The sequence below is a fragment of the Microbacterium sp. SLBN-111 genome (assembly GCF_049739645.1).
Taxonomy (GTDB): domain Bacteria; phylum Actinomycetota; class Actinomycetes; order Actinomycetales; family Microbacteriaceae; genus Microbacterium.
Genome location: NZ_JBMGQH010000001.1, coordinates 196411 through 211319 on the forward strand (window position 1 = coordinate 196411; position 14909 = coordinate 211319).

Consider the following 14909-nt stretch of genomic DNA (forward strand, 5'->3'; position numbering starts at 1 on the left):
GTGTCCGTCGGAGTCCGCGCGCTGGCGACCGACGGAACCGGGTGGAAGGCTGGGCGGCATGCCCGAGACCGACGAGTTCTCCTTCCTCCCCGCCCAGGCCGCCGGCGCCGGCGTCGACGTCCTGCCCGTCGCCCGGGTGAGCCTCACGCTGCCGGACGGACGCACCCTCAGCGGGCTGCGCTGGGGCGACGCCCCGCCGGTCGTCACGTTCCTGCACGGCGCGGGACTGAACGCGCACACGTGGGACACGACGCTCCTCCACCTGGGCGTGCCGGCCCTCGCGCTCGACCTCGCGGGGCACGGCGACTCGTCGTGGCGTGACGATGCCGCCTACGTCGGTCGGGTGCTCGCGCCCGATGTCGCCGCGGCGCTCGAAGCGTGGACGGACCGTCCGCAGGTCGTCGTGGGGCAGTCGCTGGGCGGCCTCACGGCCGCCGCCCTGGCGGCATCCCGTCCGGATCTCGTCGCGCAGGTCGTGATCGTCGACATCACGCCCGGCATCGATCCCAGCGGCGGCCCGGCCCAGCTGCGCGCCTTCTTCGCCGGCCCCACCGACTGGGCCACGCGCGACGAACTCGTCGAGAAGGCGCTGTCGTTCGGGCTCGGAGGCGCGCGCGAGGCCGCAGAACGCGGCGTCTTCCTGAACACCCGCGTGCGCCCGGACGGGCGTGTGGAGTGGAAGCATCACTTCGCCCACCTGGCCGCGGCCGCCGCGGCGAGCGGTGCCGACCTCGGAACCCCGGATGCCGTGCGGGCGGTGCTCGCATCGACCGGCTGGGACGACATCGAGGCGGTCCGCGCCCCGATCCTCTTCGTCCGCGGCGAGCGCGGCTTCGTCACGGCGGACGACGCCGACGAACTCGTCCGGCGGGCGCAGGACGCGGAAGTCCGGACGGTGGCGACCGGGCACAACGTCCAGGAGGAGGACCCCATAAGCCTCGCGGCGCTGGTGCGCGAACGGCTCGAGCGCGCCTGAGAGCGCGTCGCGGGAGGTCACACGGGCACCCGGAGCAACGGGTGAAAGTAGGCTGGATCCACCCCACCCCACGGCTCCACAGCACTCGGATGCCGTGGGTCTTGCGAAAGGACACTCCCGCAATGCTGCGCCGTACCGCTCTCGCCACGAGCGCGCTCCTGATCGGAGCTCTCCTGCTGACGTCCTGCACCGGGACGACGTCCCAGCCCACGGCGACCGGCGTCCCCGACCCGAACGCCACCCTGACCGTCCGGTTGTCGCTGGAACCGTCGAACCTCGACATCCGCCACACCAGCGGCGCCGCGCTCGACCAGGCGCTCGTCGACAACGTCTACCAGGGCCTCGTGACCCGCAACGGCGATGACGGCAACGCCATCGTCCCCGAGCTCGCGACGGACTGGAAGGTGTCGCCCGACGGCCTCACCTACACCTTCACCCTGCGTCCGGGCGTGACGTTCCACGACGGCAGCGCGCTGACCGCCGATGACGTCGTCACGTCGCTCCAGACCGCGAAGGACGACGCGTCCGTCCAGAGCAGCGGCGACCTCGCCGGGGTCGCCTCCATCACCTCGACCGATCCGACGACGGTCGTCATCACGCTCGCGCAGCCCGACATCAACTTCCTCTTCGCGCTCACCGGCCGGGCCGGGCTGATCTTCAAGAGCAACGACACCACCAACTTCGAGACCTCGACGAACGGCACCGGGCCCTTCTCCGTCTCGTCGTGGAACACCGGTCAGAGCCTGACGCTCACCCGGAACGACGCCTACTGGGGCGAGAAGGCCGGCGTGGCCGAGGTCGTGCTCGACTACATCCCCGACCAGAGCGCCGCCATCAACGCGGCCGTCAGCGGCGACGTCGACGCGGCGCTCGAGATCGACCCCGAGCTGAAGGGCCAGCTCGACGGAGCCGCGGGCTTCCACATCGAGTCGGGTCTGACCACCGACAAGGGCACGCTCGCCTTCAACAACGCGCGTGCGCCCCTCAACGATCAGCGCGTGCGCGAAGCGCTGCGCCTCTCGATCGACCACCAGGCGCTCATCGATACGCTCGGCTCGGGCCAGCCGCTGTACGGCCCGATCCCGCCGCTCGACCCGGGCTACGAGGACCTCTCCGGCAGCATCTCGTACAACCCCGACCGCGCCCGTCAGCTCCTCGCCGAGGCCGGCGCCTCGAACCTGTCGCTGACGCTGACGATCCCGAGCGTCTACCCGGGCACGATCGCCACGTTCCTGGTGTCGTCGTTCGCCGACGTCGGCGTGAAGCTCGAGGTGAAGTCGGTCGACTTCCCCACGTGGCTGAAGGACGTCTACACCAACCACGACTACGACCTGAGCTTCGTGCGCCACGTCGAGGCCCGCGACTTCGGTAACTTCGCCAACCCGACGTACTACTTCGGTTACGACAACCCGAAGGTGCAGAGCCTGTACGCGCAGGCCCTCGCCACGACCGACGAGCAGCAGTCGTCCGACTACCTGGCGGAGGCCGCGCGCATCGTGTCCGACGAGGATGCCGCGGACTGGCTGTTCCTCTCCACCCCGCTCACCGCGGTGGCCGACAACGTCGCGAACTTCCCGAAGAACTCCCTCAACGTGCGTCTGCCGCTGGCGGGCGTGACGGTCTCGTCGGAGTGACCCGTTACGCGCTGACACGGCTGGGCCTGCTCGTTCTGGGCCTGGCCGTGTCGAGCGTGCTGATCTTCCTGTCGCTGCGGGTCCTCCCCGGTGATGTCGCGCTGCTCCTCGGCGGGACGCAGGCGACGCCCGAGCAGATCGCCGCGCTGCGCGAGAAGCTCGGGCTCACGCTGCCGCTCTGGCAGCAGTACGGCGACTGGATCGGCGGTGTGCTGCGCGGTGACCTGGGCACGTCGCTCATCACGGGCGTCTCGGTGGGTTCCGAGCTCGCCGACAAGGCCCAGGTCACCGTCCCGCTGGCCGCGATGTCGCTCACGGTGGCCCTCGTGGTCGGTCTCCCCTTCGGCGTGCTGTCGGCGCTGCGCCGCGGTCGCGCGGACGGGACGGCCCTGAGCGTCGGGGCGCAGGCGCTGGCCGCGGTCCCGGTGGTCTGGGCCGGCATGATGCTCGTCGTCGTCTTCGCCGTGTGGCTCGGGTGGCTGCCGCCGCAGGGCTTCCCGCGCTCGGGGTGGCGCGACCCGGCAGCGGCGATCCGCGCGCTCGTCCTCCCCGCCGTCACGATCGGCGTCGTCGAGGGCGCGATGCTGTTGCGGTTCGTCCGCAGCGCGACGCTGCAGGCGATGGGACAGGACTACGTCCGCACCGCCGCAGCGAAGGGCCTCACGCGCACGCGCGCCCTGCTGTCGCACGGCCTCCCCAACGTCGGTCTGTCCGTCGTGACCGTCCTCGGCCTGCAGATCGCGGGCATCATCGTGGGCGCAGTGGTGATCGAGCAGCTGTTCACGCTCCCCGGGATCGGGCGGATGCTCGTCGCCGACGTGGCGGCCCGGGATCTCCCCAAGGTCCAGGGCGAGCTGCTCGCCCTCACCGGCTTCGTCCTCGTGGTGGGCTTCCTCGTCGACCTCGTGCACCGTCTGCTCGACCCCCGTCAGCGGGAGGCCTCATGAGGACGCTGCGTCGCCTGTGGGGCATCGGCACGGGGCGTTTCGGCATCCTGGTCGTCGCCGTGATCCTCCTCACCGCGATCGTCTCGCTCGTCTGGACCCCGTTCGATCCCGGGACCGTCGACGCGCGCGCCCGCTGGACCGACCCGTCCTGGCCGCACGTCCTCGGGACCGACGGCAGCGGGCGCGACCTCCTGAGCCTGCTCATGGCGGGGGCTCGGACGACCGTGGTCGTCGCGGTGGGCGCCGGGGTCGTGGCATCCCTCCTCGGTCTCGCGCTCGCAGCCCTCGGCGCTCTCACGGCGCGGTGGGTGCGGGAGAGCGTGGCGGTGCTCGTCGACATCCTCGTCGCGTTCCCCGTGCTGATCATCGCGATGATGATCACCGCCGTCTGGGGCGGATCGCTCGCGGTCGTCATCTGGTCGGTGGGGATCGGGTTCGGCGTGAACATCGCGCGCGTGACGCGACCGGAGCTGCGCCGCGTGCTGCAGAGCGACTTCGTGCTGGCCGGGCGCGCGAGCGGGCTCAGCCCCGCGCAGAACCTCGTCCGGCATCTGCTCCCGAACGTCGCGCCGGTGTTCATCGTGCAGTTGTCGTGGGGCATGGCCGTCGCGGTGCTGGCGGAGGCCGGTCTGTCCTACCTCGGGTTCGGTGCGCCGATCACGCAGCCGTCGTGGGGAGTGCTGCTGAGCGACCTCCAGTCGTACATCTCGGTCCACCCGCTGACGGTGGTCTGGCCCGGCCTCGCGATCACGTTCACGGTGCTCGGTCTGAACCTGCTCGGCGACGCGCTGCGCGAGGCCGCGGATCCGACCCTCTCCGACCGGACGCCGCAGGCCCGGACGCACGTCCCGGGGGTGGTCGCGTGAGCCTCGAGGTGGAGGACCTGCGCATCGAGATCGGGGGGCGTGCGGTCGTCGACGGCGTGAGTTTCACCGTCGCGGACGGCGCCCGGGTCGGACTCATCGGCGAATCCGGGTCCGGCAAGTCCCTGACGGCCCTCGCGGTGCTGGGCCTGCTCCCGGATGCCGCGAGCGCCACGGGAAGCATCCGCTGGAACGGCCGCGAGATCCTCGGGCTCCCCGACCGCGAGCTCGCCCGTCTGCGCGGCGACGACATCGGCATCGTCTTCCAGGAGCCGCGGACGGCCCTGAACCCCATCCGCACCGTCGGGCGTCAGATCGGCGAGTCGATCCGGATCCACGAGGGCGTCTCGCGGCGCGAGGCGCTCCGCCGCGCCGTCGCGGAGGCCGAACGCGTCGCGCTCCCCGACCCCGCGCGGATCGTGTCGCGGTATCCGCACCAGCTCTCCGGCGGCCAGCGCCAGCGCGTCGCGATCGCGATGGCCCTCGCGTGCCGTCCCCGGCTGCTCATCGCCGACGAGCCGACCACCGCGCTCGACGTGACGATCCAGGCCGGCATCCTCTCGCTCCTGCGCTCTCTTGTCCAGGATGCCGGGATGTCGCTGGTCTTCATCACGCACGACCTCGCGGTCCTCGCGCAGGTCGCGACCCACGCCGTCGTGCTGGAGCACGGACGCGTCGTCGAGGAGGGCGCGGTGGCGGAGCTGCTGCGCTCCCCCGCGTCGCCGGTCACGCGGGCGCTGCTGCGGGACGCGACCGCGACGCTGTGGCATCCGGAGATCCGACGCGGGGAGGAGGGCGCACCGTGAGCGACGTGATCGTGCACGCCCGGGGCCTGTCCCGGACGTACCTGACTCCCCGCACACGCGGATTCGGCCGCGCCGAACGCACCGCCGGCCTGCAGGATGTGGATCTCTCGGTCCGCGCGGGCACGGCGGTCGGGATCATCGGCGAATCCGGGTCGGGCAAGTCCACCCTCGTGCGCCTCCTGCTCGGGCTCGACATCCCCACGGGCGGCACCGTCGAGGTGGAGGGACGCCCCGTCGATGCCCGCGGCTCGGCGCGCTCGCTGCACTGGCTGCGGCGGAGCACCGGCATCGTGTTCCAGGACCCGTACGCCTCGCTCGACCCGCGCATGAGCGTCGGCCGCATCGTCGGGGAGCCGCTGTGGGCGCTCGGCGTCGAGGGCGACCGACGCGCGCGGGTGCGCGAGGTGCTGGAGCAGGTCGGTCTGGACCGGGATGCCGCGGACCGCTTCCCGCACCAGTTCTCGGGGGGCCAGCGCCAGCGCATCGCCCTGGCCCGCGCGATCGTGCACCGCCCGCGCATCCTCGTCGGCGACGAGCCGCTGTCGGCCCTCGACGTCACGGTGCGCGCGCAGATCCTGCGGGTCCTCGCCGACCTGCGTGCCGAGCAGCAGTTGACGCTCGTACTCGTCTCGCACGACATCGGGGTGGTGCAGAACGTGTGCGACGAGGTCGTCGTGATGAAGGACGGCCGGATCGTCGAGCAGGGACCGACCGAGAAGGTCCTCCTGCAGCCGCAGGCGGCGTACACGCGACAGCTGCTCGCGTCGGTGCCCACCCTCCCCGCGTGAGGCCCGACGGCGAGGGGACGGGGCGTTAGGGTGAGCGCATGAAGCGCTTCCTCCGCGTCGGCCCGGTCTGCGCGCTCGCCGTCCTGCTCTCCGGATGCGCGGCGGACGACGTCGACGACGCCGCGGCGCAGACGTGGTTGGCGCAGGTCTCCGCGGCGCGCTCGGACAGTCCCGGCGTCTGGGGTTCGGTCATGGGGCTCACGGGGGACACGACGGCGTCGGTCGGCGGTACACCCGAAGGAGTGACCCTCGGGTCGGAGGAGCCGACGACCGCGAGCGCAGCCGAGATCCGCTGTTTCGGCGGGGGAACGGCATCCGTCGAGATCGCCGTGAGCGCCGAGGGCTCCGGCGTCGGCCTCCAGACCGACATCGCGTGCGACGAACAGGCCCACCGCATCGAGATCGGCGACGACGCCGCACCTCTGTCCGGCGTGACCTCCGTGAGGATCGACGTGCGCGCCGCCGCGACGACGACGTTCTTCGCCGAGGTGTACGCCTGACCTCGCTCGCCGGTTCTCCACAAGGGATGCCACGTGAGTACCGATGTGTCGGTGGCCCGCGTTAGCCTCGCCGCATGACCCCCGGCATCGTTCCCCCCTTCCTCCTCGATCGGCTCGCGACAACCGACGATCCGCGCCTCGCGCGGGCCGCGGCCGCGGCCCGCAAGACCCTCACCGTCCCGCGTCCCGCGCGCCCCGTCCGCACACGGCTGCGCCTGTCCATCGACGAGGGGGCGCTCGTGGCCGAGACCGTCCCCGCGCCCGATCGCGTGATCTCGGATGCCGCGAACACCGAGCGGCTGCCCGGCCGCCGGGTGCGCACCGAGGACGACGGCCCCACCGGCGACCGGTCGGTCGACGAGGCGTACGACGGGCTCGGCGCGACGTTCGACTTCTTCTGGGACGCGTTCGCGCGCGACGGCATCGACGGCGCGGGCGGTTCGCTGCTGGCGACGGTGCACTTCGGCGACGACTACGACAACGCGTTCTGGAACGGCGAGCGCATGGTCTTCGGCGACGGTGACGGCGACGTGTTCACCGGCTTCACGCGGTCGCTCAGCGTGATCGCCCATGAGCTCGGTCACGGCGTGACCGAGGCCGCCGGCGGCCTGGAGTACCAGGGGCAGTCGGGCGCGCTGAACGAGTCCCTCTCGGACGTGTTCGGCGCTCTCGCGGAACAGCATGCCCTCGGGCAGACCGCCGACGAGGCCTCGTGGCTCATCGGCGCCGGCATCTTCGCCGAGGCCGTTCAGGGGACGGCCCTGCGCTCGATGTCGGCGCCGGGCACCGCGTACGACGACGACGTGCTGGGCAAGGACCCGCAGCCCGGGCACATGCGCGACTACGTCGAGACCTCCGACGACAACGGCGGCGTGCACATCAACTCCGGCATCCCCAATCGCGCGTTCTTCCTCGTGGCGAGCCGGCTCGGCGGCCACGCGTGGGAGCGGGCAGGGTCGATCTGGTACCGGACGCTGACCTCCGGGTCACTGTTGCCCGCCGCCGACTTCGCAGCGTTCGCGGCGGCCACGCTCGCCACGGCGACCGCGGAGTACGGTGGGACGTCGGAGGAGGTCGACGCCGTCCGCGCCGCGTGGGCAGGGGTGGGCGTCGCGAAGGATGCCAGAGCCTGACACGAGCGGCGACGACCGGATGGTCATCGTCGTGGTGCGCTCGGGCGGCATCGCCGGCCTGTCGAAGCAGTGGCGGGCCGAACCCGAACCCGATCACCGACCGCACTGGCGGCGGCTCGTCGAGAGCTGCCCGTGGGACGCCGTGCCCGCGGCATCCACCGGCGCCGACCGCTACCAGTGGCGCATCGAAGTCGACGAGGGCGACGCTCGGGCACACCGGGCGCAGCTGGGCGACGGACAGGTGGAAGGGCCGTGGCGGGCGCTCGTCGACGAGGTCCGTCAGTCCGCGACGCCGAAGAGGGGCGGGCGCTGACCCGACGTCAGCCGAACAGCTTCCGGCGCTTCTTCTTCGACGGGATGCTCTTCTGGAGGTAGACGACGCCGAGCCATCGGCCGAACTTGAAGCCGACGCGCCCCATCCGGCCGACCTCGGTGAACCCGAGCTTCTCGTGCAGGGCGATCGACGCCTCCGCCCCCTTGTCGCTGATGGCCGCGACCATCTCGCGGATCCCCTTCTCGGCGCACGCGTCGATCAGCGCTTCCAGCAGAGCCCGTCCGAGGCCTTTGCCGGAGGCCGCCTGGCCCAGATAGATCGAGTTCTCGACGGTGTACCGGTACGCCGACTTCGACTGCCAGGGCTGCACGAGCGCGTAGCCGAGGATCTGCCCGCTCGGCGCCTCGGCGACGAGGAACGGCAGGTCGATCTGCTTCAGCTTCTCGAACTTCTCGCGCCACTTAGCGATCGACCAGGGCTTCTCGTCGAACGTCACGACCGAGTTGCGGACGTAGTAGTTGTAGATCTCGCGGATGTCGGGGATGTCGCCCTCGGTCGCCGGTCGGATCACGTACGAGAACGGTCGCTCCGGCTCCGGTGCACGCCGCAGGTGCGTCGGCAGCCTCCGCCGACTCTTCTCGTACTCCTCTTCCAGCACGCGAGCCACTCTACGGGGGCGCCGGTTTCGCGCGGGTAACCCCGCGGATCGCGGATCCGCGCGTCAGGCGGGCAGGCGCCAGTCCACGCGCGCGGCGCCCTGCTCCTCGAGCAGCGCGTTCACCCGCGAGAACGGCCGGGAACCGAAGAACCCGCGGCTGGCCGAGAGCGGCGACGGGTGCGCCGATGACACGATCGCGGTGTCGCCGAGGAGCGGCGTGAGGTTCGTGGCATCCCTCCCCCACAGCACGGCGACGAGCGGCGCGTCCCGCGCGACCAGGCTGCGGATCGCGTGCTCCGTGACGCGTTCCCACCCCCACCCGCGGTGGGATGCCGGGGCGCCGGGGGCGACGGTGAGCACCCTGTTCAGCAGCATCACGCCCTGCCCGGCCCACGCCGAGAGGTCGCCGTGCGGCGCGCGAGGGATGCCGAGGTCCTCCGACAGTTCGCGGTAGATGTTCGACAGGCTGCGGGGCAGCGGCCGCACGTGCGGGTCCACGGCGAACGACAGGCCGATCGGGTGCCCCGGCGTCGGGTACGGGTCCTGACCGACGATCAGCACGCGAACGGCGTCGATCGGGGTCCGGAACGCCCGCAGCACGAGGTCACCGGCCGGCAGGTACGGCTTCCCCTCGGCGCGCAGCCGTGCCCCGATATCGGCGATGTCGCCCGCCACCGGAGCGAGCGGCTCGACCCACGAGGAGTCGATCAGGCCCGCGTCGGCGAGTTCGGCGAGCGACTTGGCCGTCACGCCGCGTCTTCCTCGTGCACCGATCCCTGGAACGACCACGGGAAGTCGATCCAGAGCGACGTGTCCTTCCACGCGTAGTCGGGCGTGATGATGGTGGTCGGCTTCGTGTAGATCACGGCCGAACGGGCCTCGGCGCCGTGTCGGTCGAGGAGCTTCACGGCGAGGTCGAGCGTGCGACCGCTGTCGGCGACGTCGTCGACGAGAAGAACGCGGCGACCCGCGAGGTACGACAGATCGAGCGCGGGCGGCAGCACCTCGGGGGCGTCGAGCACCGTACCGATGCCGGTGTAGAACTCGACGTTGAGGGCGCCGCAGTTCTTGACGCCGAGGCCGTACGCGATGGCACCGCCGGGCAGCAGTCCGCCGCGCGCAATCGCGACCACCACCTCGGGGTGGAAGCCGTCGGCGACGATCGCCCGGGAGATGTCGCGCGTCGCGACCCCGAAGTCGTCCCAGGTCAGTCGCTCGCGCTCGTCGGTCGTCGTCTCCGCCACGCGGATCCCCTCTCTTCGTGTGCCTTTCACCCTAGGGTGTCCCCCGGGCGGTGCTAGCCTCGCGCCATGTCGCGCGTCTCCGGCGCGGTCGGTCGGGTGCGCGGGTCCGCGCTCGGGGTGACCGCGGGACTCATCGGGTGGTTCGTGCTGGTCGAGTTCGCCAGTGGCATCCTGCAGGGGTACTACGTGCCCCTCCTCCCCGACATCGTCGTGCACCTCGGTATCCGGGACGCCGACGTCAACTGGTTCGAGGCGGCGCAGCTGCTGCTGTCGGCGCTGGTCCTCCCCGTGCTCGCCAAACTCGGCGACGTGTTCGGACACAAGCGCATCCTGCTGATCTCCGCGCTCGCGACGGCGGCGGCGAGCTGGTGGCTGGTGTTCGCGGACACGTTCCCGACGTTCCTCGCCGCGTGGGCGCTGCAGGGCTTCTACGTCGTGTGGCTGCCGCTGGAGATCGCGCTGATCTTCGACCGCGGCCGGCGGCAGAGCCGCGGCGTCTCCCAGACGCGCCGCGCCGCGGGACTCCTCGTCGTGGGCCTCCAGGTCGGCGCGATCGCAGGTGCCCTCGCCGCCGGACGCCTCTTCGCAGCCACGGGCGGCAACCTGCGGGTGGCGCTGATGATCCCCGCGATCGCCGTCACGCTGGTGTCGCTCGTGATCTGGCTCGGCGTGCCCGAGTCGGAGCGGATGCCGGGTACCCGGCGCCTCGACATCGGCGGGTTCGTGCTCCTCGCGGCCGCCCTGCTGTGCCTCACCGGCGCGCTGTCGTTCGTGCGGCTTCCCGCCGGTCCCGGTCCCGCGGTCATCGTCCCGCTGCTCGTCGTCGGAGCGGTGCTGCTCGTCGTGTTCGTCCGGTTCGAGCTGCGGCGCCCCGACCCGACCGTCGACATCCGCGTGCTCCGCCGCCCCGAGATGTGGCCGGTCCAGGCGACGTCGTTCCTGGTCGGCATCAGTCTCCTGGGCGCCCAGGGTCCGCTCGCGACGTACGCCGGCACGGACCGCTCGCTCGGCTACGGACTCGGATTGGATGCCACCGACCGCTCGAACGTGATCGGCGTGTACCTCGTCTCGCTCATCGTCGGCGCGATCGTGTTCGCCGTCACTTCGCGCCGCGCCAGTCCCCGCGTGGTGCTGATCGGCGCCGCGGCCCTGGTCGGCCTGGGCTACCTGCTGCTCCTCCCCCTCCACACCGAGCTGTGGGAGGTGCTGCTGTGCCTCGCGATCGCCGGCCTCGGCTCGGGCGCGCTCGTCGCGGCCATGCCGGCGGCGGCCGCAGCCGCGGCTCCGCGCGGGCAGACGGGCGTGGCATCCGCGCTCACCAACACCACCAAGACCATCGGCGGGACGATGTCGTCGGCGGTCTTCGGAGTGGTGCTCGCGGGTGGAGCGGGCGCGGCCGTCGCCGCGACCGCGGCACCGCTCGCGGGATACATCACCGTGTGGACGATCTGCGCGGCGGGCGGGTTCCTGGCCGCCGTCCTGCTCTTCTTCGTGCCGAAGGTCGCCTTCGCCGACGCGGAGTCGGAGACGGTCGCCCCGACCGCGGTGGGCTGAGTCCATCCGATCCCGACCGGGTCGTCAGAGGTACCTGCCCGCGACGATCGTCGCGACCATGAGGACGGCGAAGGCGATCCACATCCAGGTCGCCGGGCTCCACCTCGTCCGCAGGCGCCGGCCGCGGCGGGCGACGGCGGTGTCCCGGGGGTCCAGTCCGGTCACGGGCGGCGACACGACCCTTACGCGATCGTCGCGCCACCGCTCCCACTGCTCGACCTGACCAGCGAAGGCGTTGGCCGTGCGCACCAGGCGCACCCACTCGTCCGGATCGGTCGTGATGACGCCCCGCGGGCGCACCAGCAGGAGCACGTCGTCGACGATCTCGATGTCCCACCCGCCCCCGTCGTCGATGGCGGTCGCCATGACGTCCGGGGTGAACAGGTAGAGCGCATCGCGCTCGTAGCCGGACGGGCAGTAGAGCGTGAAGTGCCGATCGAAGTCGCCCTCGAGCGACAGACGCTGCGAGTCGTCGGGCACGGCGGCGGTCGACAGCATCCGCGCGCCCCGATCCGTCGCGCGCACGACGATGTGCGGCAATCGGCGCCGCAGTCCGATCGCGATCCACCCGCCGAACTGAGTGTGCGTCGACGCACTCGTGGCGCGGCGCAGTTCGTAGTCGGCCCACTCGATGGTGCGCCCGGCGGGCGCCGTCGACCGCATTGCGCGGTCGACGACGAGGCGCCCGCGCCGCTGCCACGGCGTCAGTCCCCCGACGACCGGCTCAGGCGCGTAGACGAGAGCGTTGTCGGAGGCGAACCGGCTCAGCGCCCACTGCTGACGCGGACTCAGGCGGCGCCCACTCGTGCGCACGGCCGCCCACAGCAGGACGCAGAACGCGATGACCACGAGCACGCCGACCGTGACCATGCCGATCACCTGCTCGGGACTCCGCTGTGCGCCACCGCTCAGCGCTCGCACGGTGCCGAAGACCATCGTGAAGGTGGCGAGTGCACCGACGGCTGCGCCGATGCGCAGGACGGCCCGCCGCACGCGGGATCCCACGCCGCTCACCCGCGGGTGGTTCGCACGGAACGCGGACCAGAAGCGCCGTACCTCGCCGCGGTCGGGCCGCGCCAGGAGCGCGTCGACGTTCAACGGGCGGGTGGCCTCGGCGCCCGACCCCACTCAGCTCTCCGCACCACGCACGCGCAGCGGCCCGCGCGCCAGCAGGTGCTGCGCGGACTGCGCCACCGGCCGCACGGTCACGAGGTCGAGGTTGACGTGACCGGGAGCGTCGAGCGCGTAGGCGATGACGTCCGCGACGTCCTCCGCCACGAGCGGTGCCTCGACGCCCTCGTACAGCTTGTCGGCCCCCTCCTGGTCGCCCCCGAGTCGGTTGAGCGTGAACTCCTCGGTCCGCACCATGCCGGGCGCGATCTCGATGACGCGCAACGGCTCGCCGTTCAGCTCCTGCCGCAGGGCCGCGACGAGCATGTGCTCGCCCGCCTTCGCGGCGTTGTAGCCGGCGCCGCCGGGGTAGGCGGTCTGGGCGGCGGTGGACGTGACGAACAGCAGGTCGGCGTGGCCCTCGGTGTCGGCCGCGCGCCGCAGGAGCGGGAGAAGGGATGCCACGAGCCGCTGCCCCGACAGGACGTTCGCCTCGAACATCCAGCGCCACTGCTCGGGGTCGCCGTCCTCGACACGGTCGGTGCCGCGCGCGCCGCCGGCGACGTGGACGAGCGCGTCGACGCCGCCCGTCTCCTCCAGCCACCCGGCGAGGGTCGCCACCGCGTCGCCGTCGGTGAGGTCGGCGACGTGCGCCACGACCCCGGTCTCGGCCTCCAGCGCCGCCAGCCGCTCCGCGCGCCGGGCCACGCCCACCACGTCCCAGCCGCGCGCCCGCAACTCGCGGGCGGTCGCCTCGCCGATCCCCGAACTGGCCCCGGTCACCACAGCACGTCTCGTCATGGCATCCACGCTACCGGCGGCCGATGACACGGGTCGCGCGCGTACATTACGGCCCGTGTCCCGCCTGTTGTCGCGCTGATCCGGGGTGCCTACGCTCGCTGGAGGCCGTGGCATCCGTCGCGGTCACCGAAGACTTGAGGAGCAGCCGTGTCGGCACCCGAGAACTGGCGTTTCGAGACCAAGCAGATCCACACCGGCGCACAGCCCGACCCCGTGACCAAGGCCCGGGCGACGCCGATCTACCAGACCACGTCGTACGTGTTCGACAACGCCGACCACGCCGCGAACCTGTTCGCGCTGGCGGAGTTCGGCAACATCTACACCCGCATCCAGAACCCCACGCAGGACGTCGTCGAGCAGCGCATCGCCGCGCTGGAGGGGGGCACCGGCGCCCTCCTGGTCGCGAGCGGCCAGGCGGCGGAGACGTTCGCGGTCCTGAACATCGCGCAGGCGGGCGACCACATCGTCTCGTCGAGCTCGATCTACGGCGGCACGTACAACCTGTTCAAGTACACCCTCGCCAAGCTCGGCATCGAGACGACGTTCGTCGAGAACCAGGACGACCCCGAGGCGTGGCGCGCGGCGGTCCGCCCGAACACGAAGCTCTTCTTCGCCGAGACCATCGGCAACCCGAAGATCAACGTGCTCGACATCCGCACGGTCGCCGACGTCGCGCACGAGAGCGGCGTGCCGCTCATCGTGGACAACACGATCGCGACCCCGTACCTGATCCGTCCGTTCGAGCACGGTGCCGACATCGTCATCCACTCGGCCACGAAGTTCATCGGCGGACACGGCACGACCATCGGCGGCGTCATCGTCGACGGCGGCACCTTCGCGTGGTCGCAGAACGTCGAGAAGTTCCCCGGCCTCACCGAGCCCGACCCGTCGTACCACGGCGCTTCGTACACGACGGCCGTGGGCGACGGCCTGGCGTACATCATCAAGGCGCGCGTGCAGCTGCTGCGCGACCTGGGTGCCGCCATCTCGCCGAACAGCGCGTGGCTCCTCATCCAGGGCCTCGAGACGCTGTCGCTGCGCATCGAGCGCCACGTGCAGAACGCGCAGGAGATCGCCGAGTGGCTCGAGGCGCACGACGACGTCGCGAGCGTGAACTACTCGGGCCTGCCCACCTCGCCCTGGTACGCCGCCGCCAACAACTACGCCCCCAAGGGCGTCGGCGCGGTGCTGTCGTTCGAGCTCAAGGGCGGCGTGGAGGCGGGTCGCGAGTTCGTCAACTCGCTGACGCTGTTCAGCCACCTCGCCAACATCGGCGACGTGCGTTCGCTCGTCATCCACCCCGCCTCGACGACGCACTCGCAGCTCACCCCCGAGCAGCAGCTCACGTCGGGCGTCACGCCCGGCCTCGTGCGCCTGTCCGTGGGTCTGGAGAACATCGACGACCTCAAGGCCGACCTCGACCAGGCCCTCGCCGCCGCGCGGCGCCTGTCCGAGGCCGCCCGCGCCTGACGCGCCCCCTGCGACGCCCCGCCCCGGTCCGCCGGGTCGGGGCGTCGTCGCGTTCCCGCCCGGCGCGCGGGGCATCGGCCGCCCCGCGGGACCCGGGCTGCACGGCATCCACGGTCCCTCCCTGCCCGGGGCGAAGGCCCGCGCGAAGGCT

16 protein-coding genes are annotated in these 14909 nt (G+C 72.0%); 11 read left to right on the top strand and 5 right to left on the bottom strand.

The genetic code is table 11. The annotated features are described in order from the left end of the window. Positions 1-58: 58 nt before the first annotated feature. From RKD05_RS00995 to RKD05_RS01035, 9 genes are all read left to right on the top strand, one after another. Positions 59-976: an alpha/beta fold hydrolase gene (locus RKD05_RS00995; RefSeq protein WP_424707468.1), complete on the top strand. Its 918-nt coding sequence runs from the start codon at positions 59-61 to the stop codon at positions 974-976. A gap of 122 nt (positions 977-1098) precedes the next feature. Beyond that, on the top strand, positions 1099-2610 hold the full coding sequence (locus tag RKD05_RS01000) for an ABC transporter substrate-binding protein (protein ID WP_424707470.1): 1512 nt from the start codon (positions 1099-1101) through the stop codon (positions 2608-2610). Beyond that, positions 2607-3557 (top strand): ABC transporter permease, encoded by a 951-nt coding sequence (locus RKD05_RS01005; protein WP_424707471.1) that lies wholly within the window; start codon positions 2607-2609, stop codon positions 3555-3557. Before RKD05_RS01000 ends, RKD05_RS01005 begins: the two co-directional genes overlap by 4 nt. Beyond that, on the top strand, positions 3554-4423 hold the full coding sequence (locus RKD05_RS01010; RefSeq protein ID WP_424707472.1) for an ABC transporter permease: 870 nt from the start codon (positions 3554-3556) through the stop codon (positions 4421-4423). Before RKD05_RS01005 ends, RKD05_RS01010 begins: the two co-directional genes overlap by 4 nt. After that, positions 4420-5226 (top strand): ATP-binding cassette domain-containing protein, encoded by an 807-nt coding sequence (locus RKD05_RS01015; protein ID WP_424707473.1) that lies wholly within the window; start codon positions 4420-4422, stop codon positions 5224-5226. Before RKD05_RS01010 ends, RKD05_RS01015 begins: the two co-directional genes overlap by 4 nt. Beyond that, a complete protein-coding gene (locus RKD05_RS01020; RefSeq protein ID WP_424707475.1) occupies positions 5223-6014 on the top strand; it encodes an ABC transporter ATP-binding protein in 792 nt (263 codons plus the stop codon). Before RKD05_RS01015 ends, RKD05_RS01020 begins: the two co-directional genes overlap by 4 nt. Before the next feature lie 38 nt (positions 6015-6052). Next, positions 6053-6514, top strand: a complete 462-nt coding sequence (locus RKD05_RS01025) for a hypothetical protein (protein ID WP_424707476.1) — start codon at positions 6053-6055, stop codon at positions 6512-6514. Between the two features lie 74 nt (positions 6515-6588). Continuing rightward, the gene (locus RKD05_RS01030; protein ID WP_424707477.1) at positions 6589-7647 is read left to right on the top strand and encodes a M4 family metallopeptidase; all 1059 of its coding nucleotides are present in this window, start codon (positions 6589-6591) and stop codon (positions 7645-7647) included. Then, positions 7634-7960: a protealysin inhibitor emfourin gene (locus RKD05_RS01035; protein WP_424707479.1), complete on the top strand. Its 327-nt coding sequence runs from the start codon at positions 7634-7636 to the stop codon at positions 7958-7960. Before RKD05_RS01030 ends, RKD05_RS01035 begins: the two co-directional genes overlap by 14 nt. 7 nt (positions 7961-7967) lie before the next feature. Here the strand turns inward: RKD05_RS01035 and RKD05_RS01040 are convergent, their stop codons facing one another. The 3 genes from RKD05_RS01040 to RKD05_RS01050 all read right to left on the bottom strand — a co-directional run bounded on the left by RKD05_RS01040 (position 7968) and on the right by RKD05_RS01050 (position 9829). Further along, entirely contained in the window at positions 7968-8579 is a 612-nt protein-coding gene (locus RKD05_RS01040; protein ID WP_424707480.1) for an N-acetyltransferase family protein, read from the bottom strand. 63 nt (positions 8580-8642) lie between these two features. Beyond that, positions 8643-9329, bottom strand: coding sequence for a uracil-DNA glycosylase (locus tag RKD05_RS01045; protein WP_424707482.1), 687 nt, complete (start codon positions 9327-9329; stop codon positions 8643-8645). Next, positions 9326-9829 (bottom strand): phosphoribosyltransferase, encoded by a 504-nt coding sequence (locus RKD05_RS01050; RefSeq protein WP_424711756.1) that lies wholly within the window; start codon positions 9827-9829, stop codon positions 9326-9328. Before RKD05_RS01050 ends, RKD05_RS01045 begins: the two co-directional genes overlap by 4 nt. A 60-nt stretch (positions 9830-9889) precedes the next feature. Between RKD05_RS01050 and RKD05_RS01055 the strand changes: the two genes are divergently transcribed. Next, on the top strand, positions 9890-11377 hold the full coding sequence (locus tag RKD05_RS01055) for an MFS transporter (protein ID WP_424707484.1): 1488 nt from the start codon (positions 9890-9892) through the stop codon (positions 11375-11377). A 24-nt stretch (positions 11378-11401) separates the two neighbouring features. Here RKD05_RS01055 and RKD05_RS01060 read toward each other — a convergent pair whose 3' ends face one another. After that, positions 11402-12505, bottom strand: coding sequence for a hypothetical protein (locus tag RKD05_RS01060; RefSeq protein ID WP_424707485.1), 1104 nt, complete (start codon positions 12503-12505; stop codon positions 11402-11404). Continuing rightward, positions 12506-13288 (bottom strand): SDR family oxidoreductase, encoded by a 783-nt coding sequence (locus RKD05_RS01065; RefSeq protein WP_424707486.1) that lies wholly within the window; start codon positions 13286-13288, stop codon positions 12506-12508. Positions 13289-13435: 147 nt separating this feature from the next. Here RKD05_RS01065 and RKD05_RS01070 point away from each other — a divergent pair, with 147 nt between their 5' ends. Further along, complete coding sequence (locus RKD05_RS01070; protein ID WP_424707487.1) at positions 13436-14758, top strand: bifunctional o-acetylhomoserine/o-acetylserine sulfhydrylase; 1323 nt, start codon at positions 13436-13438, stop codon at positions 14756-14758. The last annotated feature ends 151 nt before the right edge of the window (positions 14759-14909 follow it).

What these genes read in the sequence shown, in the direction of transcription:
- RKD05_RS01030 (WP_424707477.1), top strand. Translation starts at nt 6,589, where the DNA reads ATGACCCCCGGCATCGTTCCCCCCTTCCTCCTCGATCGGCTCGCGACA.
- RKD05_RS00995 (WP_424707468.1), top strand. Translation starts at nt 59, where the DNA reads ATGCCCGAGACCGACGAGTTCTCCTTCCTCCCCGCCCAGGCCGCCGGC.
- RKD05_RS01035 (WP_424707479.1), top strand. Translation starts at nt 7,634, where the DNA reads ATGCCAGAGCCTGACACGAGCGGCGACGACCGGATGGTCATCGTCGTG.
- RKD05_RS01055 (WP_424707484.1), top strand. Translation starts at nt 9,890, where the DNA reads ATGTCGCGCGTCTCCGGCGCGGTCGGTCGGGTGCGCGGGTCCGCGCTC.
- RKD05_RS01065 (WP_424707486.1), bottom strand. Translation starts at nt 13,288, where the DNA reads ATGACGAGACGTGCTGTGGTGACCGGGGCCAGTTCGGGGATCGGCGAG.
- RKD05_RS01010 (WP_424707472.1), top strand. Translation starts at nt 3,554, where the DNA reads ATGAGGACGCTGCGTCGCCTGTGGGGCATCGGCACGGGGCGTTTCGGC.
- RKD05_RS01000 (WP_424707470.1), top strand. Translation starts at nt 1,099, where the DNA reads ATGCTGCGCCGTACCGCTCTCGCCACGAGCGCGCTCCTGATCGGAGCT.
- RKD05_RS01025 (WP_424707476.1), top strand. Translation starts at nt 6,053, where the DNA reads ATGAAGCGCTTCCTCCGCGTCGGCCCGGTCTGCGCGCTCGCCGTCCTG.